General features: G+C 60.0%; 21 protein-coding genes and 1 pseudogene. 8 read left to right on the top strand and 14 right to left on the bottom strand.

What is annotated here, in order from left to right:
• Positions 1 to 170: 170 nt before the first annotated feature.
• Positions 171 to 458 carry a hypothetical protein gene (locus HV675_RS09485; protein WP_175110628.1) on the bottom strand — a complete coding sequence of 96 codons (288 nt, stop codon included), beginning with the start codon at positions 456 to 458 and terminating at the stop codon, positions 171 to 173.
• 394 nt (positions 459 to 852) lie between these two features.
• Here HV675_RS09485 and HV675_RS09480 point away from each other — a divergent pair, with 394 nt between their 5' ends.
• A complete protein-coding gene (locus HV675_RS09480) occupies positions 853 to 1,695 on the top strand; it encodes an STAS domain-containing protein (RefSeq protein ID WP_175110666.1) in 843 nt (280 codons plus the stop codon).
• Between the two features lie 91 nt (positions 1,696 to 1,786).
• Here HV675_RS09480 and HV675_RS09475 read toward each other — a convergent pair whose 3' ends face one another.
• The 3 genes from HV675_RS09475 to HV675_RS09465 form a co-directional block, all read right to left on the bottom strand.
• Entirely contained in the window at positions 1,787 to 2,194 is a 408-nt protein-coding gene (locus HV675_RS09475) for an MAPEG family protein (RefSeq protein WP_175110627.1), read from the bottom strand.
• 243 nt (positions 2,195 to 2,437) lie between these two features.
• Positions 2,438 to 2,611, bottom strand: coding sequence for a hypothetical protein (locus tag HV675_RS32845; protein ID WP_343056778.1), 174 nt, complete (start codon positions 2,609 to 2,611; stop codon positions 2,438 to 2,440).
• Between the two features lie 334 nt (positions 2,612 to 2,945).
• Positions 2,946 to 3,404, bottom strand: a complete 459-nt coding sequence (locus HV675_RS09465) for a MarR family winged helix-turn-helix transcriptional regulator (protein WP_175110625.1) — start codon at positions 3,402 to 3,404, stop codon at positions 2,946 to 2,948.
• A gap of 370 nt (positions 3,405 to 3,774) precedes the next feature.
• Between HV675_RS09465 and HV675_RS09460 the strand changes: the two genes are divergently transcribed.
• Complete coding sequence (locus HV675_RS09460) at positions 3,775 to 5,055, top strand: FAD-dependent oxidoreductase (RefSeq protein ID WP_175110624.1); 1,281 nt, start codon at positions 3,775 to 3,777, stop codon at positions 5,053 to 5,055.
• 4 nt (positions 5,056 to 5,059) lie between these two features.
• On the opposite strand, the gene HV675_RS09455 is transcribed toward HV675_RS09460, so the two are convergent.
• Positions 5,060 to 6,556 (bottom strand): aminotransferase-like domain-containing protein, encoded by a 1,497-nt coding sequence (locus tag HV675_RS09455; protein ID WP_175110623.1) that lies wholly within the window; start codon positions 6,554 to 6,556, stop codon positions 5,060 to 5,062.
• Between the two features lie 176 nt (positions 6,557 to 6,732).
• Here HV675_RS09455 and HV675_RS09450 point away from each other — a divergent pair, with 176 nt between their 5' ends.
• Positions 6,733 to 7,110 carry a hypothetical protein gene (locus tag HV675_RS09450; protein WP_175110622.1) on the top strand — a complete coding sequence of 126 codons (378 nt, stop codon included), beginning with the start codon at positions 6,733 to 6,735 and terminating at the stop codon, positions 7,108 to 7,110.
• A 17-nt stretch (positions 7,111 to 7,127) separates the two neighbouring features.
• Here the strand turns inward: HV675_RS09450 and HV675_RS09445 are convergent, their stop codons facing one another.
• From HV675_RS09445 to HV675_RS09435, 3 genes are read right to left on the bottom strand one after another with little or no spacing between them, the layout of a single operon-like run.
• Positions 7,128 to 8,585 (bottom strand): efflux transporter outer membrane subunit, encoded by a 1,458-nt coding sequence (locus tag HV675_RS09445; RefSeq protein ID WP_175110621.1) that lies wholly within the window; start codon positions 8,583 to 8,585, stop codon positions 7,128 to 7,130.
• 17 nt (positions 8,586 to 8,602) lie between these two features.
• Positions 8,603 to 10,195, bottom strand: a complete 1,593-nt coding sequence (locus HV675_RS09440; protein ID WP_175110620.1) for an MDR family MFS transporter — start codon at positions 10,193 to 10,195, stop codon at positions 8,603 to 8,605.
• Entirely contained in the window at positions 10,188 to 11,354 is a 1,167-nt protein-coding gene (locus HV675_RS09435; protein WP_175110619.1) for an HlyD family secretion protein, read from the bottom strand. The genes HV675_RS09440 and HV675_RS09435 overlap by 8 nt, the downstream gene beginning before the upstream one ends.
• A 95-nt stretch (positions 11,355 to 11,449) precedes the next feature.
• Between HV675_RS09435 and HV675_RS09430 the strand changes: the two genes are divergently transcribed.
• On the top strand, positions 11,450 to 12,205 hold the full coding sequence (locus HV675_RS09430) for a CerR family C-terminal domain-containing protein (protein WP_175110618.1): 756 nt from the start codon (positions 11,450 to 11,452) through the stop codon (positions 12,203 to 12,205).
• A 113-nt stretch (positions 12,206 to 12,318) separates the two neighbouring features.
• On the opposite strand, the gene HV675_RS09425 is transcribed toward HV675_RS09430, so the two are convergent.
• The 5 genes and pseudogenes from HV675_RS09425 to gcvA all read right to left on the bottom strand — a co-directional run bounded on the left by HV675_RS09425 (position 12,319) and on the right by gcvA (position 17,270).
• Positions 12,319 to 12,678 carry a DUF4148 domain-containing protein gene (locus HV675_RS09425; protein ID WP_175110617.1) on the bottom strand — a complete coding sequence of 120 codons (360 nt, stop codon included), beginning with the start codon at positions 12,676 to 12,678 and terminating at the stop codon, positions 12,319 to 12,321.
• Positions 12,679 to 13,238: 560 nt separating this feature from the next.
• Positions 13,239 to 14,621, bottom strand: coding sequence for a glutathione-disulfide reductase (gene gorA / locus HV675_RS09420; RefSeq protein WP_175110616.1), 1,383 nt, complete (start codon positions 14,619 to 14,621; stop codon positions 13,239 to 13,241).
• A 97-nt stretch (positions 14,622 to 14,718) separates the two neighbouring features.
• A complete protein-coding gene (locus HV675_RS09415; protein WP_175110615.1) occupies positions 14,719 to 15,405 on the bottom strand; it encodes a glutathione S-transferase family protein in 687 nt (228 codons plus the stop codon).
• A 73-nt stretch (positions 15,406 to 15,478) separates the two neighbouring features.
• A complete protein-coding gene (locus tag HV675_RS09410) occupies positions 15,479 to 16,105 on the bottom strand; it encodes a glutathione S-transferase family protein (protein WP_175110614.1) in 627 nt (208 codons plus the stop codon).
• A gap of 234 nt (positions 16,106 to 16,339) precedes the next feature.
• Positions 16,340 to 17,270, bottom strand: a pseudogene (gene gcvA / locus HV675_RS09405) (transcriptional regulator GcvA).
• Between the two features lie 203 nt (positions 17,271 to 17,473).
• Here gcvA and HV675_RS09400 point away from each other — a divergent pair.
• Complete coding sequence (locus HV675_RS09400) at positions 17,474 to 18,247, top strand: SDR family NAD(P)-dependent oxidoreductase (protein ID WP_175110613.1); 774 nt, start codon at positions 17,474 to 17,476, stop codon at positions 18,245 to 18,247.
• A gap of 6 nt (positions 18,248 to 18,253) precedes the next feature.
• Here the strand turns inward: HV675_RS09400 and HV675_RS09395 are convergent, their stop codons facing one another.
• Positions 18,254 to 19,027, bottom strand: a complete 774-nt coding sequence (locus tag HV675_RS09395) for a class II aldolase/adducin family protein (protein WP_175110612.1) — start codon at positions 19,025 to 19,027, stop codon at positions 18,254 to 18,256.
• Between the two features lie 450 nt (positions 19,028 to 19,477).
• Here HV675_RS09395 and HV675_RS09390 point away from each other — a divergent pair, with 450 nt between their 5' ends.
• The 3 genes from HV675_RS09390 to HV675_RS09380 all read left to right on the top strand — a co-directional run bounded on the left by HV675_RS09390 (position 19,478) and on the right by HV675_RS09380 (position 21,876).
• Entirely contained in the window at positions 19,478 to 20,440 is a 963-nt protein-coding gene (locus HV675_RS09390) for a proline iminopeptidase-family hydrolase (RefSeq protein WP_217478077.1), read from the top strand.
• 195 nt (positions 20,441 to 20,635) lie between these two features.
• Positions 20,636 to 20,929, top strand: a complete 294-nt coding sequence (locus HV675_RS09385) for a hypothetical protein (RefSeq protein WP_175110611.1) — start codon at positions 20,636 to 20,638, stop codon at positions 20,927 to 20,929.
• Positions 20,930 to 21,045: 116 nt separating this feature from the next.
• Positions 21,046 to 21,876, top strand: coding sequence for a class I SAM-dependent methyltransferase (locus tag HV675_RS09380; protein WP_175110610.1), 831 nt, complete (start codon positions 21,046 to 21,048; stop codon positions 21,874 to 21,876).
• The last annotated feature ends 131 nt before the right edge of the window (positions 21,877 to 22,007 follow it).

Here is a 22,007-nt window from a genome sequence, read left to right as displayed (position 1 = left end):
CCACAGCGCTCGCGCGGATAAGGACCTGCGCCATGACGGTGTATCGTCGCGCTCGGGGTCGTCACGAGCCGGTCCACTACACGTCAAGTACGACAAACTGCACACATCGCGCACGGCATCACGGCATGCGAACCGGGCCGGCAGCTTTCAACCGCGCGTTTGGCTTCCTGCTACTCGCGATCCCAGATGGTTTGTCCGGACGGGCATCCGTCGATCAGGCCTTCGGCAAACGCGATCGACGCGCGTCTTGCATCACCGCCGTTCGTGAAAGGCCGATCGACTGCAAGCAGAAATACCCGGCTTCGAACCTCGGTTTCTGTTCGGTCGAGTTCATTGATACGAACCGCGGCGTCGAAGCCGTCGTCGTAGTTATGAGCGTAACCCGACCTGGTGGGGCGACGCGGATAAACAAGCGGACAGACTTGCAGTCCCCTGTACACGTAAGTGGCAGTAGCCATGGAAATACCTCTATAGCCGCGAATTCGCGACAGGGCTGACGGGGAGGGCTGATGCGGTATATACAACCGCACGGCGGGATTGAACAGGTGCTGCAGGCGAAGCTGTGGCAGCACTGACTTCAAGCTGGAAGAGACGCCCAGATAGACTCGGCGTCGACGAGCCCATGGTACGCGCTTCTGCGCGTTTGTACAGCGAAACTTTCGCTTTGTTTCCACGCGCAACGGTATAGCGGAAGAGGGTCTTATTTGGCGCTCGTATGTGGCTTTCTTATTTGCCTCAATGCGCCCCGCGCGATGGATGTGCAGGTTACCATGGGACGACGGTCATCCAGCCGTCTGCGCGCCGCCCTCAGCATCTGCCCCTCCATCTGCCCTCCATCGGGCAAAGGCTTACATGAATACTTTCTCTGGCGCGACGCTCTCCGCTTCATTGAACCGGCCCATCCTCCTTAAAGATTGGCTGGATCAGCATCTATTGATTTCGCTGGCACGAGGCCTGACCACCGAAGCGGATATGCGCAGCCAGTTCGCCGCGTTCATTGAGGTTTTTCTCGATACGCTGGAGTCCGCCGATTCACTCGATGCAAACCGCCCGGAATGGGTCGCCGTGCGCACGTTTCTGGGCGAGATGACGTCACACCGTGCAAGACAAGGATTCACGCCAGTGGAAACCGCGACGTTCGTGTTTTCGCTAAAGCAGCCGCTCTACGCACAATTGCGTGACGGGTCTGACGATCCGGCTGCGCTTGCCGACTGGAGCTGGTCGGTCAACCAGCTTTTCGATGCATTGGGTATCTATACGACAGAGGTCTTCCAGCGCAGTCGCGAAGCGATCATTCTGCGCCAGCAGGAGGAATTGCTGGAACTGTCGACGCCCGTCGTTCAACTCTGGGAAGGGATCATTGCCCTGCCGCTGATCGGCACCCTCGACTCGGCGCGCGCACAGGTGGTCATGGAAAGCCTGCTGCAAACGATCGTCGACACCGGCGCGGCGATCGCGATCATCGATATTACCGGTGTGCCGACGGTCGATACGCTGGTCGCCCAGCATCTGATGAAGACAATCGCCGCGGCACGTCTGATGGGCGCGGATTGCATCATCAGCGGCATCCGTCCGCAGATTGCGCAAACCATCGTGCACCTTGGTGTCGATCTATCAGGTGTGAGAACCAAATCGTCGCTGGCCGATGCATTTGCCGTGGCGCTTGAACTCACCGGCACTACGAAGCTTCGTTGAGCGGAACAGCGCGTATGAGATGAGCCGAAAGCTCATGCGGGCTTGCTGAATGGGTCCCGGGTTTTTTTCCGCGTCCACCCGTTCAGTCGGCTCAGAAGAAAGATTTCGCCATCGAGTGGGGGATGACCAGCCAGATAGCCCAGACGGCTAGTCCAAGCAGTACCAGCCAGGTCCCCAATGCGCCGATGAACTGCATCGTGAATCTGGGCCGCTCCATGCCGAACGCGTGCAGGATGCGCGCCGCGATGTAGACGGCGCCAAGTCCCTGCAGCCACGCCTGCGATCCGCCCGCATATTCGAGCAGCGCGGTGAGAATCAGCACGCAAGGCGTGTATTCCGCGAAGTTGGCATGCGCGCGCATGCGAGCCCGCAACTCGGGGATTCCGAGATCTCCTACCCCGCCAGGCCCGTTCAGTCGAATTCGTACGCAACGGTAAGCGAGCCACAGATTGAGTAGCGCGAGCGCGCCGGCAAAGCCAAGTGAGGTATGCAACGGCATGGCGAAGGATGCTCGATATGGGCGGCGGGGCAAGCAAGTTGGCCACGCCTGGTTTTGTTGATAAGGAAGTGCGCGGGGTACGGACCCGGAGGCTTGAGCGGCGGGGCAGCGATGTGCAGGAATTGAGCCCCCGAAATGGCTCGAGCCAACCCGGCCGATCAAATCAATCCTTTCGGAGCGGTTTGTGAGCAGGGTGCTTGAGTAACCAGGGCAGCCCTTCATGTTGCACTGCCCTGGCAAACATCATCCCACCTGCTTGTCACGTTGTACCTTGCCGAAATGAGAAGCAAGATACAGCCCCGTACCGACTGCACCCACCAGGGCAGCCACCACATCCGGAAGCGTGCCGGACACGCTCCAGTGACCGGCAATGGCTAGCGCGATGACGAGATTCGCGAATCCCCATAGGGTGTTCACGATTGGGGAGGAATCTCCCACCCCTCGTGGACGCGCAAAAGGCGTAGGGAAAGGATGTCCCTGTAGACCCGCACACAGATGCGGGACCGAATTACATAAAAACGCCCCGACAAGAAAAGGCCAGACATATTGCATGCGTTACCTCAGACATAGGTGGCGATAAAAACTGAAGGCAGCGGTATTGCGCGCTGCTTCAACTACTCGTTGAACCCTTCAAGAGCTTTTAGAACACTTCCGGAACAGCTCTGCTCTGAAGAAATTCAACGCTATTCGTGATCGCGCTCAGGGCAGTTATAAACAATCTGCAGAAACCGGGCTTGTGCGCGCTGGTCAATCAAAAATCGATGCGGCCGACCTCATCAAGGACGGTGCGCAGCGTTGCTGCTCTTCTTTTGCCGAACATATTTTCGAACTGGTCTTGCGCGATCTGCCAATACGTCATCGACTCCCGCAGCTTTCTCAGACCCTTCGGTGTCAGCCGCACGATTCGCGCTCGCTTGTTGTCCGGCGCGGGGTTGACCGAAACCAGGCCGTCTCTTTCCAAAGGACGAAGATTATGTGTCAGGGCACTTCGGCACAGCACAAGCTGATCGGCGAGTTCTCCCATGCTTGGCGAACTTGCTCGCTGGATGCACACGAGAATAGACAGTTGAGTCGCCTTCAGACCGCACGGCGCCATGTACGCGTCGTAGAGCAATGAAACTTTCCGCATTGCTCTGCGCAATGCCGTCGCATTGCAGCGCCCATTTTGCAAAATCACTTCCCTTAGCCCGGCGTATTCGGAGTCTGTCATCTTGCTTGCATCGTCAACATGATTGAATATTCAAGGGTTTATTTATACCTGTATGTGCAGTGGCATGCAACATTGAATACTCAAATGTTAATGTTTTATATTAGAAGCCATCACGCATGCGCACCAGGATGATGAATGAGCTCACCCTTCACAGGCTCTCCACGGGACTCCAGCACGACTCATCATTTCGAATACCGCTTTATCGAAAGGAATCAGTTCGCCATGCGCAGCTTCAATTCGGATTCAACTTGGGCAAGTCCTGATTTTTGCGTAAGGATTCGATGGTCTCGTTTCTTCTTCCACCTGGAAGAAGTTCGGGCGCAATACAGCGGGCAAAAACGTCATCCTAAATGGCTGGAAACTCTCTCATATGAACAGGAAGCCTTTGCGCGTCGCGATCATCGGCGCGGGAACGGGGGGTCTTTGCCTTGCGCACGCCCTTCATCGTCAGGGTATCGACGTCAATGTGTTTGAACGCGATCGCTCGCGCTTCGATGCGCCGCCCGGATATCGCATCGGGATCGATGGCATCGGAATGAAGGCGTTAAGAGAGTGCTTGCCTGAACATGTACTCGATTTTTTTAACGCGGCGTGCGCCCGTACGCCGCGATACCTGACCTACATGACTGAGCGGCTTCAGGAAACGCTCGGCGTGGATGTTGGCGATGTTGGAGTAGGACGTTCGACCACCCGCCTCATGTTGAGACAGGTCATGATGTGCGGCCTGGAAGACAGGATACACTTCGGCAAGAGCTTCGCCCGATACACCGAGTTGGCCGACCGCACGGTTACCGCGCATTTTGCCGACGGCAGCGTTGTGCAGGCCGATCTTATCGTCGGGGCCGACGGCGCTAATTCAAAGGTGCGTTCCCAGTTACTGCCATACGCGCGGATCGAAAATACCGGCATATTGGGGGTCGCGGGAACGACGCCGCTAAACGACCATACGCGAAAGCTGCTGTCGCCGAAGATGTTGAGCGGGATAACGTTGCTTCTCGCCCCAAAGGGCTTCGGCGCAGTCGTGCATGTCCTTGCGTTCGACAAGCCGCGAGACGTCTATGCCCAGTGGCCGGGAATGCGATACGTGGACAGGCGTGACGTCATCACGTGGGCGGTTTGGGGCGCCGCTTCCAACTGGCCCGCGAATCCGTTGAAGCAGGACACCGGGCATATCGAACTCGTGCTCGATGCGACGCGCGATTGGCATCCCGACCTCAGGGCACTTTACGCCGCTACCGATTCCGACAGTCTGTTTACCGCGAACATACGGACTTCGGTGCCGGTCGCCCCGTGGCAAAGCCGATCCGTCACGGTGCTGGGCGACGCCATTCATCTGATGACGCCGGGCGGCGGAGCGGGCGCCAATACCGCGCTGCGGGACGCGGCGCTGTTGTCGCGCATGCTGGGTAACGTCTCACAGGGCGACGGGACGCTCAGAGACGCGGTGGCCGCTTACGAACATCAGATGCGGCAATACGGTTATGAGGCAGTTTTAAAGTCACGCGAGCGCTTCAACGATCGCAGCCTGCTGCATCGGCCGGTCGCGGGACGCGCCACGCTTGGCCTCGTCCGGTTGGCGATGCGGATCGTCAACACAGTGCCCATGTTGAAGCGGCAGGTCGTGAACGAAACCCGACGCGAATTCGAATGATGCGTTAAGCCACGGTCGTGCGGAATGCGGATTCAACCGGCGCCGCGCCGCTGGCCGGCATCGCTTCCCTGGCGACCTTCCTCGCAACCGCCGCCACAATTGCTACAGCCTCCTCCAATCCCGCTGACCTTGGCGACCCGCAGTTAATCCGCAGACACGGCTCGAAGCGCCCGGAATTGGAAAAGATCACGCCCGGCGCCACGTACACGCCTTCCTGAAGCGCGCGCTCGAACACCTGCTCGGACGAAGTTCCGTCCGGCAGTTCCACCCACAAATGCATTCCGCCGCGCGGCACAGAAAGCTTCGTCCCCGGCGGAAACGACGTCGCGACTGCCTGCGCCATCCAATCCCGCTGCCTTTTCAGCGCAGCACGCAAACGCCGTAAATGCCGCTCATATCCACCCGAAACAATAAACTCCGCCACAGCGGTTTGGGTCAGCATCTCATTGGGTCGCGACAACGCGAACTTGAGCATCTCGATGCGCGCATGCCATTTTCCGCCGGCTATCCAGCCTAAGCGCATCCCGGGCGCTAGAACCTTATGCAACGACGAACAATAAATCACATTCCCGCTGCGATCCCAACTCTTCGCTGCGCGCAGTGCCATATCGCTATCCGCCGTCGCGCTGGAGCAGTCGTCCTCGATCAGCGCGATGCCGTTCTTCTCGCACCACTGCACGAGTGTTGCCTTCTGCTCGTCGGGCATGATGCTGCCAAGCGGATTCTGCAGATTGGGCATGGCCACCACAGCCTTGATGTCCTTATAACTGCGCACGGCCAGTTCCAGCGCCTCCAGCGATATGCCCGTCTGCGCGCTGCAAGGAATTTCCAGGGCGCGCACGCCCAGGCTTTCCAGAATCTGCAAAAGCCCGTAATAAGTCGGGCTTTCGACGGCGACCACGTCACCAGGATTCGCCACCGCGCGTAACGCGAGCTGCAGTGCCTCGGTACATCCGTGCGTGATGAGGATCTCATCGGGCGACAGTTGCACGCGCATGGCCAGCGCCAGTCGCGCCAACGCGGTGCGCAATGGATCGTGGCCGCGAGGTTTGACCGCCTCGCCATAGAGCATGGGGTCCCGTTGCAGCGCACGACGGGCCGCATTGCGCAAGGCATCGATAGGGTAGAGTCCGGCCGCGGCGCTGGCGCCGCCCAGATTGAACTTCACGCTTTCCTGCTGGCTGCGCGCGAGTACGTACGAGATGCGTTCGTGGATGCCGATGTACTGTGCCGGATCGGCCACCAGGTTTGTCGGCTCGTCGATTGATGTGATCGATGGGCGAGCCGGCGCGCACACGAAATAGCCCGAGCGCGGCCGCGCCTGCAGCAACCCTTCGCGCTCGAGTTGCCGGCACGCCTGCAATGCCGTGGAAAGGCTGACGCCGTGTGTCGCCATCAGCGTGCGTACCGACGGCATGCGATCGCCGGGCGCCAGGGTGCGAGCGCCGATTGCGTGACGATAGTGGTCGGCCAGTTGCTGGTAGAGCGGATCGGAGGACATGTCCAATGGTCCTTGGTTGATGCGCAGCAGAACAGATACAGAAAGCGTGCATTTGCATCGCAACAGACGGAGATTTTCGCATCTGTTCGGGTTTGACCGGGCGTGGCGTGTGCCTGTGAGCCGACGGCGGGCGCCGGTAGTCTCGATGTGTGTCCTTTGGCCTTCAGGAGCCGCCCATGCCACGCGATTCATTGATGCTTCCATGCGCTTCGCGATGCTTCGATCTGCAAACCGGGCAGTCGCTGCATGAATGGGTCGCGCGCGGCAGCGTACTGTATCTGGTCGACGGTCAAGTCGACGTGAAGCTGCCGCCGGTGTGGCTCGCCGAATCGATGTTCCAGCCGCATGACCGGCTAGGGCCCGGCTCGATGTTGAAGATCGAAACAGGCGGCTGGCTGAGCGTCACCGCGTCAGGTATTGCGATTGTGCACCTCGTACAACCGGCGCCGGCCGGTCTACGCCTGATCGCCTGGTTAGCGAGTGCCTTGAACAAGATCCGGTTCCGGGACGCGGGACGCCGTCGCAAGGATGTCGCTGACGTTCAGCGCTTTTAGAACGGGCGAACCCGGTGCTAAACCTGCCAGCCTAGACCGAGGCTTTTCTGCAGCGAGATAAAGTCCTTAAGCAACTCGGCCTGTCCTGCGACGACATTCTGCTGTGCGGTGAACTCCTGGCGCTGCGTATCAAGCAGATCGATCAGTGTGGCCACGCCGGCGGAATAGCGCTGGCGCATCAGGACCGCCGAGTGCGTGGCGGAGGCTTCCACCTTTTGCAAGGTGACCACGTGCTCTCGCTGGTGTCCATAGCGTGACAGCGATGAGTTCGCGTCCTGCAGCGCTTCGAGCACGGTCTTCGTATATTGGGCGTCGGCTTCGTCACGCGACGCCTGCGCGGCATGCACGCTGCCCAGCGTACGGCCGAAATCGAAGGCGTTCCATTGCAGATACGGCGCGCCGACCCAGCTGAAATTGCTCTTGCGTACGAGGTGGCCCGGGTCGCTCGCACTAAAACCGATGTCGCCAAACAGCGTCACTTTCGGGAAGAAATCTGCGATGTGTTCGCCGATTTGCGCATTGCTCGACGCGAGCCGCCGTTCCGCCGCGCGTATGTCGGGGCGCTGCTGCAACATTGCCGCCGGGTCGCCGATGGTGAGCGTCTCAGGCAATGCCGGCAGCGGGTGCGTGTCAGCGAGCTGTGCATCGAGCGCGCCCGGCGCACGGCCGGTCAGCACCGCGAGACGGTCGAGCGAGTCGGTTACTTGCGCATCGAGCGGAATGAGCGTCGCGCGCGTGTTTTCGACTTGCGTGGTCAGTCGTTCGACATCGATGTCCGCTGCCGTGCCGCGCTGCCTGCGCTGCTGCGTAAGCGTCAATATGCGCTGTTCGGTTTGAGCCTGGCGCTGCGCGAGTTCGAGGCGCGTCTGCTCGTCGCGCAGTTCGACGTAGGTGCGCGCGACTTCGGCCGCGAGCGATACCTGCGTGTCCGCAAGGTCGGCATCGACGGCTTGCGCGTTCGCCGATGCCGCTTCGATTGCGCGCCGTGTGCCGCCGAACAGGTCGATTTCCCAGGACGCGTCAAAGCCCGCGGTATAGAACTGCAGCGGTCCGCGTCCCGTCGACGATGAGCCGCCGGACGAGTTTCCCGAATTGAACGCGCTCAGATCGGGTTCGCGCGTGCGGAGCGCGGCTGCGTATCCCGACACCTTCGGCAATGCGTTCGCATCCTGCTGATCCAGTTGCGCGCGCGATTCCCGCAGCCGCGCCTGCGCGATATGCACATCGGGGCTGTGGGCAAGGGCTGCGGCAATCAGTTCGTTTAACTGTGGATCGTTGAGTGCTCGCCACCATTCGTTTGGCGCGGGCGCCGTGGTCATGCCCGCGGCAGGTGCGCGGACGAACGTTGCGCCGCTGATCGCATCCCGCGCAACGACGGGCGCGCCGTGATAATCCGGGCCGACCGTGCAGCCCGACAGGACGGACAGACATGCGGCGGCAGCCAATGCGAAACGCGTGGAACGGTTGAACGTCATGGTGAGATCAAAAGACATTAGTGTCCGGCTGACGGAGGCGGCGGCGCGTTCCGGCGCGGCGTTTTCAGCAGCAGCGCAAGCGGAACGCACGCAAGCAGCGCAATGCCGAGCAGATAAAAAGTTTCCGAATAGGTCATCACGGTGGCCTGCAGCTCGATTTGTGCCGCGAGCTGGCCCAGCGCGCGCATGTGCGAGTACGCCATGTCTCCCGTATGGGCAAACCAGTTCGCGGCGTTTGCCGCAAGCGTCTCCTGACCGGTCAGCGAGTTCGCGCTGACCGATTCGCGGATCATCGCGGTATGAAATGTCGTGCGCCGATCGATCACGGTGCCGATGATCGCAAGGCCGATCGATCCGCCGAGGTTACGGGCCATGTTATAGAGACCCGCGGCGTCGCCGGAATCTTCGCGCGCGACGGCCGCCATGGACGCCTGATTGAGCGGCATCATCGCGAGCATCTGTGCGATACCGCGTATCAGTTGCGACCAGACGAAGTCGGGGCCGGCGCTTTGCGCGGTCAGGCCGATATCGAGCATGCAACTGATCACATATAACAGCAGCCCGGTGATGACCAGCAGGCGGAAATCGAACCGGGTCAGCAGTCGCGGCAAAACCGGCATGATCATAAAAGCGGGCAGGCCCGACAGCAGCATGATCGCGCCCGACTGCTCAGCGTTGTAGCCCGCGACCACGCCGAGAAACTGCGGCAGCAGATACGACACGCAGTAAAGCGCCGCGCCGACTGCGGAGACGATCACGATCACGCTTGCGTAGTTCGGATTGCGCATCAGACTCAAGCGCAAGATCGGCTTTTTCGCGGTCACCTGCGAGGCGGCGATCAGCAACATGCCGAACAGCGACACGCACGCGAGCATGACGATGACCGACGATTCGAACCAGCGTTCGCGCTGACCTTCCTCGAGCACCACTGTCAACGAACTCAGGCCGATCGCAAGGCCGGCAATGCCGAGCCAGTCCGCTTTGAAAAACGCGTCCCAGTGCGGCCGGTCCGACGGCAGGCCGACCACTAGCAGCGTCATTAGCGCGAGGCAGATCGGCAGATTCATAAAGAAGCACCAGCTCCAGCTGATGTTCTCCGCGAGCCAGCCGCCGACGACCGGTCCGAGCAGCGGGCCGAGCAGCACGATCAGACCGAACACGGTCATGCCGACCGGCATCTGCGATATCGGCAGACGCGTGCGGATGATGGTCTGCGCGGTGGGAATCAGCGCGCCGCCGGTGAAGCCCTGGCCGATACGGCCGGCGATCATCATCGGCAGCGTGTGCGACCAGCCGCACATCATCGAGAACGCAATGAAAAGCGCGGAATTCGTGAACAGGAAATTGCGCAGGCCGAAGACGCGTGTGAGCCAGGCGGCCAGCGGAATCATCACGATTTCCGACATCAGGTAGCCGGTCGATATCCACGTGCCCTCGGTGCCGGTCGCGCCGATTTCGCCCTGGATCTGCGGCAGCGCGGAGTTCGTGATCGAGATGTCGAGCGTTGCCATCAGCGCGCCGAGCGCGCCCGCGGCGACGGCGATCCAGTCGCTCGTGCTGGCGCGCTTCTCAGCGTGCGGTGCGGCCGGCGTGGCAGTCGAATCAGCCACGATGGTTCTCGGCATCGACGCGCGCGTCGCGGTCGCGCGCGGAACGTGTGTCGACATCCACCGTCACCGACAGGCCCGGCAGCAGCACGCTGCGCGTCTCCGGGCCGGTATCGATGCGAATCCGCACGGGTACCCGCTGTACGATCTTCGTGAAGTTGCCGGTCGCGTTCTCCGGCGGCAGCAGCGCGAACTGCGAGCCGGTACCGGGCGAGAAGCTGTCGATCACGCCGTGCAGCGTATGGCCGGGCAGCGCGTCGACCTGCATGTCCACCGGCTGGCCGATGCGCATTTGGCCGACCTGCGTCTCCTTGAAATTGGCCACCAGGTAGGTGTTTTGCACGGGCACGACGGTCAACATTCGTGTGCCGGGTTGCACGTACTGGCCCACGCGCACCGTGCGATCGCCGACCTTGCCGCCGAGAACGCTGTGCACCACGGTGTTGTCGAGATCCAGCCGCGATTGCCGGGCGCTGGCCTCGGCCGCTTCGAGCTGCGCACGCGCCTGCGCGAGCTGCGCGCTTGCCGATGCGATTTGCGCGCGTGCTGCATCGACCGCCGCCGCGTTGGCGGCCAGCGTCGCATTCGCCTGATCGCGGCTGCTGGTCAATTCCGCGAGCCGTTCGCTGGTTTCGGCGCCGGTTGCGATGAGCGGGGCGTAGCGCCGCACTTCATCGCTCGCGTGCCGCGCGCTCACGCGCGACACCTGCTGCTGCGCCTGGGTCTGGGCGATATTGGACTGCTGCTGTTTGATATCGGCCTGCGCGCGTTCGATGTCGGCCTTGCGTGCGTCGATCGTGGCCAGCGCCTGTTCGAGTGCGACCTGGTACTGACGCGCGTCGAGTTGCACGAGCGGATCGCCCGGCTTCACGACCTGGTTGTCCGCGACGTAGACCCGGGTGACGTACCCGGCGATTTTCGGTGCGACCGTGACGCTGTCGGCCTGCAAATAGGCGTCGTCCGTGCTTTCGATAAAACGGCCCACGGTCCACCAGCGTGCGAGCCAGACCGCCGCGACGATCAACGCGACGATGCCGAGTGCGATCAGCACCGTGCGCCGGTTCAGGCGCTTCGCGCTCGGCGCGGGGGTGTCTTTGGCGGGTAACGGTATCGAAGCCGGCATGGAAGCCGGCTGAGGAGCAGAGCCTGCGGTCGTTGACATTGTTATCGGTCCAATTTTTTCCACTTGGCATAATTATTCCAGTTGTTCAAATTGTGTCAAGTGTTATATTTCCTCCGAGTCACGGAGAGAAATGCATGAACCCCGCAAAGAAGCTGCGCCGTTCGCCGGAGGGCGGCTATGCGCGCGGCGACGAGACGCGTCATCGGATCATCGACGCGGCAGTCGAGCTGTTTGGCGAACACGGTTTCGAAGGCGCGTCGACACGCGATATCGCGGCGCGCGCCGGCGTCAATGCGCCCGCGCTGCAGTACTACTTCGAAAACAAGGAAGGGGTGTATCGCGCGTGCGTCGAAGCGCTCGCCGACGAAGCCTTGAAGACGTTCGGTCCGGCCATCGAGCATGCGCAGGAACTGCTGCGCGGGAACGCCGATACCGAGGCGCTGATCGACGCTTTCCTGCGCATTCAGGCAGCGATTGCGGATGGCGCCTTTGCAAAAGCGAGCAAGCCTGGCCGGCGGCTCTTTTTCGCACGTGAGCAGGCCGGTTATGAACCTGAAAGCGCGACGCAGATTCTTGCCTGCCGGATTCGCGAGCCGCTAAACGATGCGAGCGCGCAGCTTGTCGCGCGAATTTCCGGGCGTGCCGCAGACGATCCGCTGACACTGATCCGTACGTTCAGTCTGCATGGGCAACTGGTGATTTTTCACGTCGCGCATCGCTCGATGCTGACGATGCTCGGCTGGAAAAGCATCGACGCGGAGAAGGCCGAGCAGCTCAAAACAATCGTGCGCGAGCAGACGCGCACACTGCTTGAACTGTGGAGTCTGGAGCGTGACGAGGCGCGTATTGCTGACGGGCGAACCGCGGGTAAAGGCAAAGCGCGCAAGTAGCCGTTCATTTCGCGTCGTCGCGCTGCGAGCGTTGCGTACGCAACGATGGCGCTGCCCGCAGGCAGCGCCACGACCGTAACGGCCGCGCATCGACGCGGCGCTGCAAGTGCCGCTCAATGCCCGAAATACACGGGCTTGGTGCCTGCCGCTTCTGCGGTGTGAGCCGGTTGCATCGGTTGCTCCGGCGCGCCCGACGCGGACGATCCGGGCATCACGCCGCCGTATCCACCACTCTCGGCTTCACGTACCTGCTGCGCGCCCACGCGTGCTTCGGCGGCCTGCGCCTCGCGTGGGTACGACGTTTGATCGCCTGCCGACGGGTTGTAGCCCGCCTGCTCGACCGCGATCAGATCCTGACGGACCTGCGCGCGGGTCAGCGAATCGTTCGACTGTGTGTACGTCGTCTGCGCGAACGCGACGAGCGGGGTGGCAACGAGAACGGCAACTGCGGCAACGAGTTTGATCGACTTCATCGTAGTCCTCCTTGAGGTTGAGGTTACGTGAAGTGTGTCCGCATGCACTGTGCCCGCGGTCGCGACCAGTCGGCGATGCGACACGGGTATCTGCAAGTATTTCCTGTGCACCAAAAAAGGCGGGCATCGTGACTTTTGAAAGTCAACAGTGCTTTCAGATACGTTGCCAATCAACCTTTATCGCCTTTGTGATCCAGCCGGTTGAGCAATGCTTACCTTGCACTCGCTGCGTTTGACGAACTGACGCACACGACGTTATGCAGGTGATGTCGTATGGCTATGTATCGTTAGCGTTGCCGCGAGTGCCGATTAAACGTAACGCAACCAGAATCGGCACGCACAATACAATTCGTACAAGTCATCGGCAGATGTCTGCGCGCAGCAACGCGGAAAGCAACACGAAAGTGTTTGGCGCAGCGAAGATGAGCGGCGTCGCGAAGCGCGAAGCAGAGACGGCGCGACGCGCTTCACGCCGGACTTTACATATGGCTGAATGCCGCGTCAGGGGCGCGGTCCCGGTTCTCCGGGCGGCGGAGGGCGATGCGCAGCGCGCTCTGCGCTCACGCCATGAGTTGCGAGACCGGCGGTCGCCACTTTTCTCGCATCGTCACGAGCTCTTCCGCGAGCGTCGGATGCAACGCGACGGTGGCGTCCAGATCGGATTTCCGCACGCCCAGCCTGAGCGAAATGGCCAGAACCTGCACGATCTCGGCAGCGTTGGGTCCCAGAACGTGACAGCCGATGACGCGGTCTGTCACAGGGTCGACGACAATCTTGAACAGCACATGCTCGGCGCGGCCCGATAGCGTGTTCTTCAACGGACGAAATCTCGATTTGTAGATGTCCACTTCCCCATATCGTTCGCGCGCCGCCTCTTCGCTGTATCCCACCGTACCGATCTCCGGTTGGGAAAATACGGCTGTGGGTATCGCGTCGAGGTTCGACGATCCCGGATTGTTCGCATAGTTTGCTTCGATAAACGCAATTCCATCGCGAATGGCAAGCGGCGTCAGGCTCTTTCTTCCGGTGACATCGCCGATCGCATAAATACCCGGCACCGAGCTCTGGTAAGAATCGTCGATTACGACTTCCCCGCTGGGGCCGCATTGAATACCAAGCTTGTCGATGCCAAGGCCGGCCGTGTTCGGCACGCGTCCCATCGCGAACATGACGGTGTCGCTCGCAATACGCATTCCGTTAGTGGTGACAAGTGCGAGGCCGGCGTCGTTTTTCTCGATCGCGCCGACCTCGCTATCGCCGGTGATCCTGATGCCCTGAGCGAGCAAGGTCTGGATCAACTCGTCCCGCAGATCATGGTCGAACCCCGGCAGGAACTGTGTGCCGCGGTGGACGATGTGGACCTCGACGCCAAGGCCGTGAAAAATGCACGCGAACTCGATGCCGATATAGCCCGCACCCGCTATGACGATTTTGCGCGGCAGCGTGTCGAGATGAAACGCTTCATTGGAGGTAATGGCGAACTCGCTGCCGGGAATGGAGGGAATGAAGGGACGTCCGCCCGTCGCGATCAAAATGCGTTCAGCCGTCACGGTTCGGTCTTCGCTAACGAGGTAAACCGTATGGGGGCCGCGTACTTCGGCACGGCTCTCGAAGACGGTCGCGCCTGCAATGGCGACATTTCTGCTGTAGATCGCGCTGAGCCTGTCGACCTCCTTGTCCTTATTTTCAATCAGCGTGCGCCAGTCGAAGCGCTTGGTTCCCGCGTCCCAGCCGTACGATCGGGCGTCGTCCGCCATATGGCCGAACTCGCTCGCATACACCAGCAGTTTTTTAGGCACGCAACCTCTGACCACGCACGTACCGCCAAAACGATGTTCCTCGGCAATCGCAGTGCTTACGCCGCGCTGCGCTGCCAGTCGTGCGGCGCGCACTCCGCCGGAGCCGCCGCCAATGACGAAAAGATCGAAGTCGAATTTGGGCATGAGTAACCTTTTCATGTTTCGGGGAACATCTGGCTTGATGGAGTGGTCAGGCAAAGTGCGCCGGTGTCGCGCTGTACAACAGGAAACGCACGGGTGCCTACGCTTTTTTCACTATGCGTTGCGGTTCAGGAGATGTTCTGCAAGCTTGTGGTATCGCCTGACATCGAGTGTCGCCGGGTACCTTCATGCCTTTTTGCACGGCGGGTCGCGCTTCGATTGCCTGCATCCAATGTTGAAGCGCACTCAGCCCTTCGATGGAGACGCCACACCGGCTGTGCCACTGCGCCCAACACCAGTTGGCAATGTCCGCGATCGTGTATTCCGGCCCGGCGAGCCAGGCGCTTTCACGCAAGCGGCGATCGAGAACCGTAAGAAGGCGGCGCCCCTCATTCTGGTAACGATCGATAGCGGGTTGATAGCGCTCATGCCAATTGCGATGAAACAGGTTGGCCTGGCCCATCATCGGCCCCAACCCGCCAATCTGAAACATGAGCCACTGAATGACGCGACTTCGCCCGTCGACATCCGACGGCATCAGGAGGCCGGTTTTTTCGGCGAGGTACATCATGATCGCGCCCGATTCGAAGACCGGAAAGCCAGCCCTGGAATCCCGATCCACAATGGCCGGAATGCGGCCATTCGGATTGATCTCGAGAAACCAGTTTTCCTTTTGCTCATTCTTCGACAGAGTGATCGCATGCACCCGGTACGGAAGGGCAAGCTCTTCCAGGGTGATCGACGCCTTCCAGCCATTCGGTGTCGATGCGGTATAGAGATCGATCATGGCAAGCTTCTCCCCAGCTCGCGGAGAGCCCGGACTTTTGATTCCATCGTGCGTTGTCCGCCCGTGTGCAAACTCAAGCCACTGCGTTGATGCTCGGTCGCCCGGCAATGCGATCCTGCCAGGCCCTAAGGCTGGAGCAGGTCGAGGGCACGCGGGTGTCGAGCGACGCCGCAAAGGTAATGCCGACAAAGGCGGTAATGTCGGCTACCGAGAATTGATTGCCTGCCAGATAAGGCTGCGTAGCGAGCACGCCGTCGAGATATTCCATGCAGTGCTTCGCACGTTCGAGGCTCTTCTCACCCCACTCACGGTTTTGATAGAGCTCGATCTCGGGACCGAGCCCGGGAGTCGCGTGGTGATAGTAAGCGACCACCGCTTCGAACAAACTGGCTTCCACGCGACGTTGCATCATGTGGATCAGCGCGCGATCTCTCACAGTCTTTCCCGTCAGGATCGGTTCACCATCGATATGGTCCAGGTATTCCGTGATGGCCGTGCATTCCGCAATGGTCGTCCCGTCTTCCAGTTCGAGCACGGGCACGAGGCCGAACGGGTTCTTCGCGAGAAAGGACGGACGTTTATGTTCGCCTTCCGGCAGGTTGATGCTGACGAATTCCACGCGATGGCTCAAGCGCTTCTCAGCGAGCGCAATCCGCACGCGAGTTGGATTGGGAAACCCTTTAAAGTCGTAAATCTTCATCTTGCTACACCCTGTCGGTCTGGTTTGTGTTCCGCGAGACGAACGCCTGAATACATTTCAACGTTCGGAGAGACCACAAAGTGAATCGGTCTCTTGCCCACCTGCATCCTGCCGACAAGAATAGATGACCAGTCGTCTTGTGTCAACGTAAAGCGTGTGCTTTTCGGTCGCAGGCTTTTCGTCGAGGCGGAACGGTTGCGCTAGCGATGTGGAAGGCCGCGCGATGCGGCGATTCTATTCGGCGTGCTTTCGCGAATATGCGACGGCTTCGTTGAACAGCCAGTCACGGAAAGCGGTGAGTCTTGGCAGACCAAAAGATTCAGGTCGGTACACGACGTAATAGGCGAAGGCCGAAGCGAAGTTTATGTCCGGGAACAAGCGGACGAGCCGTCCTGCTGCGAGATCGTCATGTGCCATCACGCTGCGTGCGAGCGCGACGCCAGTCCCTTCGATTGCCGCTTGCAGGACGGCGGCCGAGTTGTTGATTTGCAGGCCTCGCGTTGTCGCAACGTCAGGGAGCCCCGCTTTTTGCAGCCACAGGTTCCACGAAGGGAAGCCGGTATGACTGTCCATTGTCTGGTCGTGGATCAGCGTCGCGTGGATCAGGTCTTCAGGCCGCCGCAGGCGTCGATGCCCGCGCAGCAGTTCGGGTGAACACACCGGGTAGATGTCTTCCTCCATCAGCTTTTCCGCCGCGAGTCCGGGCCACTTTCCGTTGCCGTAGCGCACACCGATGTCGACCCGCTGCGTGACGAAATCCACTGGCTTGAGACTCGTGTTCAGGCGAAGGTCCGTGTCGGGCCACGCCGTTTGGAACCGGTCGATACGGGGCAGCAGCCACTTGGCGGCAAAGGCCGGGCTGACCGTTACGGTCAGCACCCCGCTGCTCGACCCTTCGCGAAGCCTTTCCATGCCGAGCATCAGCCTGTCGAAACCGGCGCGGATATCGGGTAATGCCCGCTCCGCCGCTTCGGTGGGGACAAGGCGGGCGCGTCCGCTCGATCCGCGGTGGAACTGGCGTGCCCAACCATTCCTCGAGCGTGCGCACCAGTTGACCTACCGCGGCCGGGGTGACGTGAAGTTCAGCCGCTGCCGCGGAAAAGCTTTGGTGGCGGGCGCTCGCTTCAAATGCGCGTAGCGCGTTCAGGTGGGCAGGCATCTTCATGGCGATAAAGAAAATCTTTCCATAGCTGACACTTTATCTCGTTTGTGGATGTCGGGAAAATTTCCAATAATGTTCACGACACCGCTGCATACCGACGGCGGTAGCGAGCGGAAAATCCTTTCATTGATCCATAGCTTTCCTTTCATGCCGGCGATCGAAAAAGCCAACGCTGGCTGATGGAAACGCAATAGCGGGAGTCAACCATGAGCAAACCATTCAGCGGCAAGAAACTGCTGGTCGTCGGCGGCACGAGCGGCATCGGTCTGCAGACGGCCCGGACGATTCTGTCCGAAGGCGGGCATGCGGTTATCGTCGGCAATCGTGTGCAAAAGGCGCAGGAAGCGCAAAAAGAACTTGCGGCGTTAGGGCAGGTCACTGCGTTGACTGCGGATCTTTCAAGTGACGAGGGACTTGCCGCGCTTCTGAAAACCATCGATGCGCAGCATTCGGATATCGACCTGCTCGTCAACGCTGCGGGGGTGTTCTTTCCCAAGCCGTTCCTGGACCATCAGCAGGCGGACTACGACCAGTACATGAAGCTGAACAAGGCGTTCTTCTTTATCACGCAGCGCGTTGCCGCCAATCTTGTCTCGCGTGGCCGGCCCGGTGCGATCGTCAATATTGGATCGATGTGGGCGAAGCAGGCTATCGCGGCTACCCCGTCCTCGGCGTATTCGATGGCCAAGGCCGGATTGCATTCGTTGACGCAGCATCTGGCGATGGAACTGGCGCCGAAACATATTCGCGTCAACGCGGTATCGCCGGCCGTTGTCCAGACGCCCATTTACGAAGGCTTCATTCCGAAGGCTGAAGTGGATAGTGCGCTGCAGGGTTTCAACAGCTTCCATCCGATCGGACGCGTCGGCGTGCCGCAGGACGTGGCCGAGGTGGTTGCTTTCCTGTTATCGGACAAGGCCGCCTGGGTGACGGGCGCGGTCTGGGATGTGGACGGCGGCGTGATGGCCGGCCGGAACTGATCGGCTCTAGTGCCGGTATGACGGGTCGAGCCGGTCGATCTGGCGCAACAGTGCGCCAAGTACATCCTCGCCTGCGCCGTGTCGCGGGTCATACTGCGGCGCATCGCGCGTGCTGCGAGCCGCGATGTCGTCGCTGACCCCGCGCGGCGCGCCAAGCGTGGCTGCGGCAAGTTGTATTTCGCATGCGCGGTTTAACGTCCATAGCCGCACAAACGCCTGGGCAATCGTGGAGCCCACGGCTAGCAAGCCATGATTGCGCAGAATCATCAGCGCTTTGTCACCGAGGTCGGCTACGAGCCGTGGCCCTTCGTCGGCATACACAGTGATTCCTTCGAAATCGTGGTACGCAACCATGCCGTGCAATTGTGCCGAATAGAAATTCGCATTCTCGAGTCCCGCCTGTGAGCACGCGACCGCGACGCCTGCAGTCGTATGCGTGTGCATCACGCAGTGTGCGTCAGGGACTTTCCGATGAATCGCGGAATGAATGACAAACCCAGCCCGGTTCACCGGGTACGGTGAACCATCTACTACGCGGCCATCGAGATCGATCTTGACCAGGTTCGATGCGGTGACCTCGGTGTAGTGAAGTCCGAACGGGTTGATCAGAAAATGTATATCGGGCCCGGGCACGCGTACGCTGATATGGTTGTAGATCAGCTCGGTCCAGCCCAACATGGCGAAGATCCGGTAGGTGCCGGCCAGTTTCACACGCAACGCGTGTTCCGTGCTGTCGTGTGAAACGGATGGTGCGCGCCGCGAGGCATCGGTCGATTTCATCACACTCTCCTTGTGTTTCCATCCGTCGCGCCAGTTCGACGGGGCGCAGCCCGATTCAACGCGTTATGGCGCGACAGGTGGCATTGAGCAAAGCATAAGGACAACAGTTTCATTCGACGACAGCCGGTCCGAATGCACGCGCTGAAACCCGAATCAGTTTCGATCGCGTTGTTAGAGTAATAAAATTCGACTTCCTATGTGTAACCTGTGTTAGTTTAAATATCAGGTATACATAAAAAGCATCGCAATACGCAGTGGCCAGGTCGCCTTACGATCATTTCCTGTAACCGATAAAAAATATTTCAGGACCATGATGCGCCGTATCGACTGTCGCTGTTCAAACTCACTCCGCCGGAATTTTGCCGAAACATAGGTGTTTTGATCGAACGAAGCAGGTGAAAAAATCGCTCAGATTGGAGAGCATCGAAGATGCGAGTGAGTCGACGCGATATGCTCGAAGCCATGACCATGACGCTGGTGTCGGCGTTTTACCCGGCGAGCTTTGCACGAGCGGCAGTGCAACCATCGGACGAGAACCTCGATGGTGTTCGCTGGGTCAGGTTGTCCAACGGCTACAAAGTCTGGACGCGACGCCTCGGGCGCGGCTCCACCAGGGTTCTGATTTTGAATGGCGGCCCGGGTCTGTCTCACGAGTACATGCAGTGCTTCGCCGACTTCTTACCCGCCGCCGGCTACGAAATGTACTTCTATGATCAGCTTGGATGCGGTCAATCCGACAAGCCTCGCGACAAAGGTTTGTGGACGCTTCAACGCTATGTGAGCGAGGTCGAGGAAGTTCGCAGTTCGCTAGGGCTCGACCAGGTGATACTCGTCACCCATAGTTGGGGCGCCATGCTCGGCATTGAATACGTGCTCCGGTATCCGGAAAACGTCCGCGCTTTCGTGCTCTCCGATATGTCCGCAAGTTATGCGGATTTCGCGAGGTATGTGCATGTGTTGCGCACCAGAATGCCCGACAAGGTTCAGGCAAGAATGTCTGCCCTTGAGCGGAAGGGAAAGACGGATGCCAACGAGTATCAGCATCTCGTCATGCAGTATCTTTACCACGTCTACATCTGCCGATCGAACCCTTGGCCGGTATCTGTGCAGCACTGCTTTGCAGGAGTCAACGAGCAAATATATTCCACCATGCAGGGTCCAAATGAGTTCGTGGTGACGGGTAATCTGAAGGAGTGGGATCGCTGGGCCAGCTTGCCGCGCATATCGACACCAACGCTCGTGATGGGCGCACGCTACGACGAGATGGATCCTGCGAGTGAGCAACGCGAGGCGTTCGCGATACCGCACGCCGAATTCTTCATGAGCGAAACGGGCAGTCATCTTGCGATGTGGGATGATCAGCAAGCGTACTTCGGCGCGCTGATGAAATTTCTGGATAAGCACCGCGTTTAGTGAAGCAACGCTTTCGCGCGCCGACTTATTCTTCTCTCCACGTCAACGGTCCGCCAATGCAGGCCATCGGAATGTCGAAACGCCCTTGGCGCAAATGCCCATAAAGTTGTCGTTTGTGACCGTATGCGTTGTCGGATGGAGTGAATACACTCGTCTCCGTTGTCCATCGAATCGATCTAGGTCAAGGAGATTTCTGTGAAAGTGTTAGCCGTTGGATCCATCGTCAAGCCCGTCACGCCAGAGCAGCACCAGGCAATCATGCCGCGCGAAGTGCCTGCCACGCTCAAGCTATACCTCGAAGGCAAGATCGAGCAATACTGGTATCGTCAGGATGCGCCGGGCGTGGTCTTCCTGATGGACGTCGAATCGGTCGAAGACGCCAGAGCGGCAGTGAATGCGCTGCCGCTGGCCGAGGGCGGCTTCGCGCAGTTCGCGCTCATGGCAGTGGGCCCGCTTGCGCCGCTGAGCCTCCTCATCGAAGCAAAGTAAGCAGGAGCAGAGAAAGTAATGTCTGTCGCAGGATCGCGTCTTCGAATACTGGAATGCGGTCCGCGACTTCATTGACTGAACGTGAGAGCTCGCGCTGAAACGGTAAGGAGAGCAGTGTGATCGATACGGGAAAGAATGAGCAGCACTACGGAAACACAAGCTTGATCGAGCGCTTGCAGGCCGGACTGAAAGCGGACGGGCTCGACAAAAAGGCGCTTCATCCGGAAGACCTTGCGGCGTTGGACCAGTTCCACTCCCGTGGTCTGGCAGCCACGGCGGAACTCGCACAGTCGCTCGCCTTCGATAGCCACACTCGCGTTCTCGATATCGGTTCGGGTTTAGGCGGGCCGTCCCGGTATCTGGCTATCAGGTACGGTTGCACCGTGCATGGCGTCGACCTCAATTCGTCGTTTGTGGACGCGGCAACGTTCCTCGCGCAGCGAACCGGGCTGTCCGATCGGGTCAGCTACTCCTGTGCGAATGCGCTTGCTCTTCCTTTCGATTCGGAAGCATTCGACGTGGCGTGGACGCAGCATGTCGCAATGAACATCGCCGACCGCGCGGGGCTGTACAGGGAAGCATGCCGGGTGCTGCGTCCGGGCGGCCGCTTTGCGATATTCGACGTGGTAGCCACATCCGACGAGCCTTTGCACTATCCGGTACCGTGGGCGCCGAGCGCCGAGACAAGTTTCCTCGTGACAGCCGACCGGATGCGCAGCCTGTTGCTCGAACAGACGTTTCAGGTGGTCGCCTGGTCGGATCGCACCGAGGCTGGCATAAGCTGGTTCGCGGAACGCGAAAAAGCGCGTGCCAACTCGCCGGCAATGCCTGCGTTAGGCCTTCATGTCGCAATGGGGCTGAGGTTCGGCGAGATGACGAAGAACCTCGCGCGTAACCTGCGCGAAGGAAAGGCAGCATTGGTGCAGGCCATCGTCGAAAAGCCATAAGGATTCCTGCCGCACGACCGGATGCAGGAGCCAGCTTTTCCTGATCCTTCAAATGCCGGCGCCTCAGGCCTTGTCAACGTCGATGATCGTCTTCGCGAAAGCTTCCGGTGTGTCTTGCCGAAGGTTGTGTC

This window comes from Paraburkholderia solisilvae, from assembly GCF_902859875.1.
Lineage (GTDB): Bacteria > Pseudomonadota > Gammaproteobacteria > Burkholderiales > Burkholderiaceae > Paraburkholderia > Paraburkholderia solisilvae.
This window is presented reverse-complemented; position numbering and strand designations above follow the sequence as displayed.

Coding starts and splice junctions, on each gene's coding strand:
- HV675_RS09485 (WP_175110628.1), bottom strand. CDS start 458: ATGGCTACTGCCACTTACGTGTACAGGGGACTGCAAGTCTGTCCGCTT.
- HV675_RS09480 (WP_175110666.1), top strand. CDS start 853: ATGAATACTTTCTCTGGCGCGACGCTCTCCGCTTCATTGAACCGGCCC.
- HV675_RS09475 (WP_175110627.1), bottom strand. CDS start 2,194: ATGCCGTTGCATACCTCACTTGGCTTTGCCGGCGCGCTCGCGCTACTC.
- HV675_RS09465 (WP_175110625.1), bottom strand. CDS start 3,404: ATGACAGACTCCGAATACGCCGGGCTAAGGGAAGTGATTTTGCAAAAT.
- HV675_RS09460 (WP_175110624.1), top strand. CDS start 3,775: ATGAACAGGAAGCCTTTGCGCGTCGCGATCATCGGCGCGGGAACGGGG.
- HV675_RS09455 (WP_175110623.1), bottom strand. CDS start 6,556: ATGTCCTCCGATCCGCTCTACCAGCAACTGGCCGACCACTATCGTCAC.
- HV675_RS09450 (WP_175110622.1), top strand. CDS start 6,733: ATGCCACGCGATTCATTGATGCTTCCATGCGCTTCGCGATGCTTCGAT.
- HV675_RS09445 (WP_175110621.1), bottom strand. CDS start 8,585: ATGACGTTCAACCGTTCCACGCGTTTCGCATTGGCTGCCGCCGCATGT.
- HV675_RS09435 (WP_175110619.1), bottom strand. CDS start 11,354: ATGTCAACGACCGCAGGCTCTGCTCCTCAGCCGGCTTCCATGCCGGCT.
- HV675_RS09430 (WP_175110618.1), top strand. CDS start 11,450: ATGAACCCCGCAAAGAAGCTGCGCCGTTCGCCGGAGGGCGGCTATGCG.
- HV675_RS09425 (WP_175110617.1), bottom strand. CDS start 12,678: ATGAAGTCGATCAAACTCGTTGCCGCAGTTGCCGTTCTCGTTGCCACC.
- gorA (WP_175110616.1), bottom strand. CDS start 14,621: ATGCCCAAATTCGACTTCGATCTTTTCGTCATTGGCGGCGGCTCCGGC.
- HV675_RS09415 (WP_175110615.1), bottom strand. CDS start 15,405: ATGATCGATCTCTATACCGCATCGACACCGAATGGCTGGAAGGCGTCG.
- HV675_RS09410 (WP_175110614.1), bottom strand. CDS start 16,105: ATGAAGATTTACGACTTTAAAGGGTTTCCCAATCCAACTCGCGTGCGG.
- HV675_RS09400 (WP_175110613.1), top strand. CDS start 17,474: ATGAGCAAACCATTCAGCGGCAAGAAACTGCTGGTCGTCGGCGGCACG.
- HV675_RS09395 (WP_175110612.1), bottom strand. CDS start 19,027: ATGAAATCGACCGATGCCTCGCGGCGCGCACCATCCGTTTCACACGAC.
- HV675_RS09390 (WP_217478077.1), top strand. CDS start 19,478: ATGCTCGAAGCCATGACCATGACGCTGGTGTCGGCGTTTTACCCGGCG.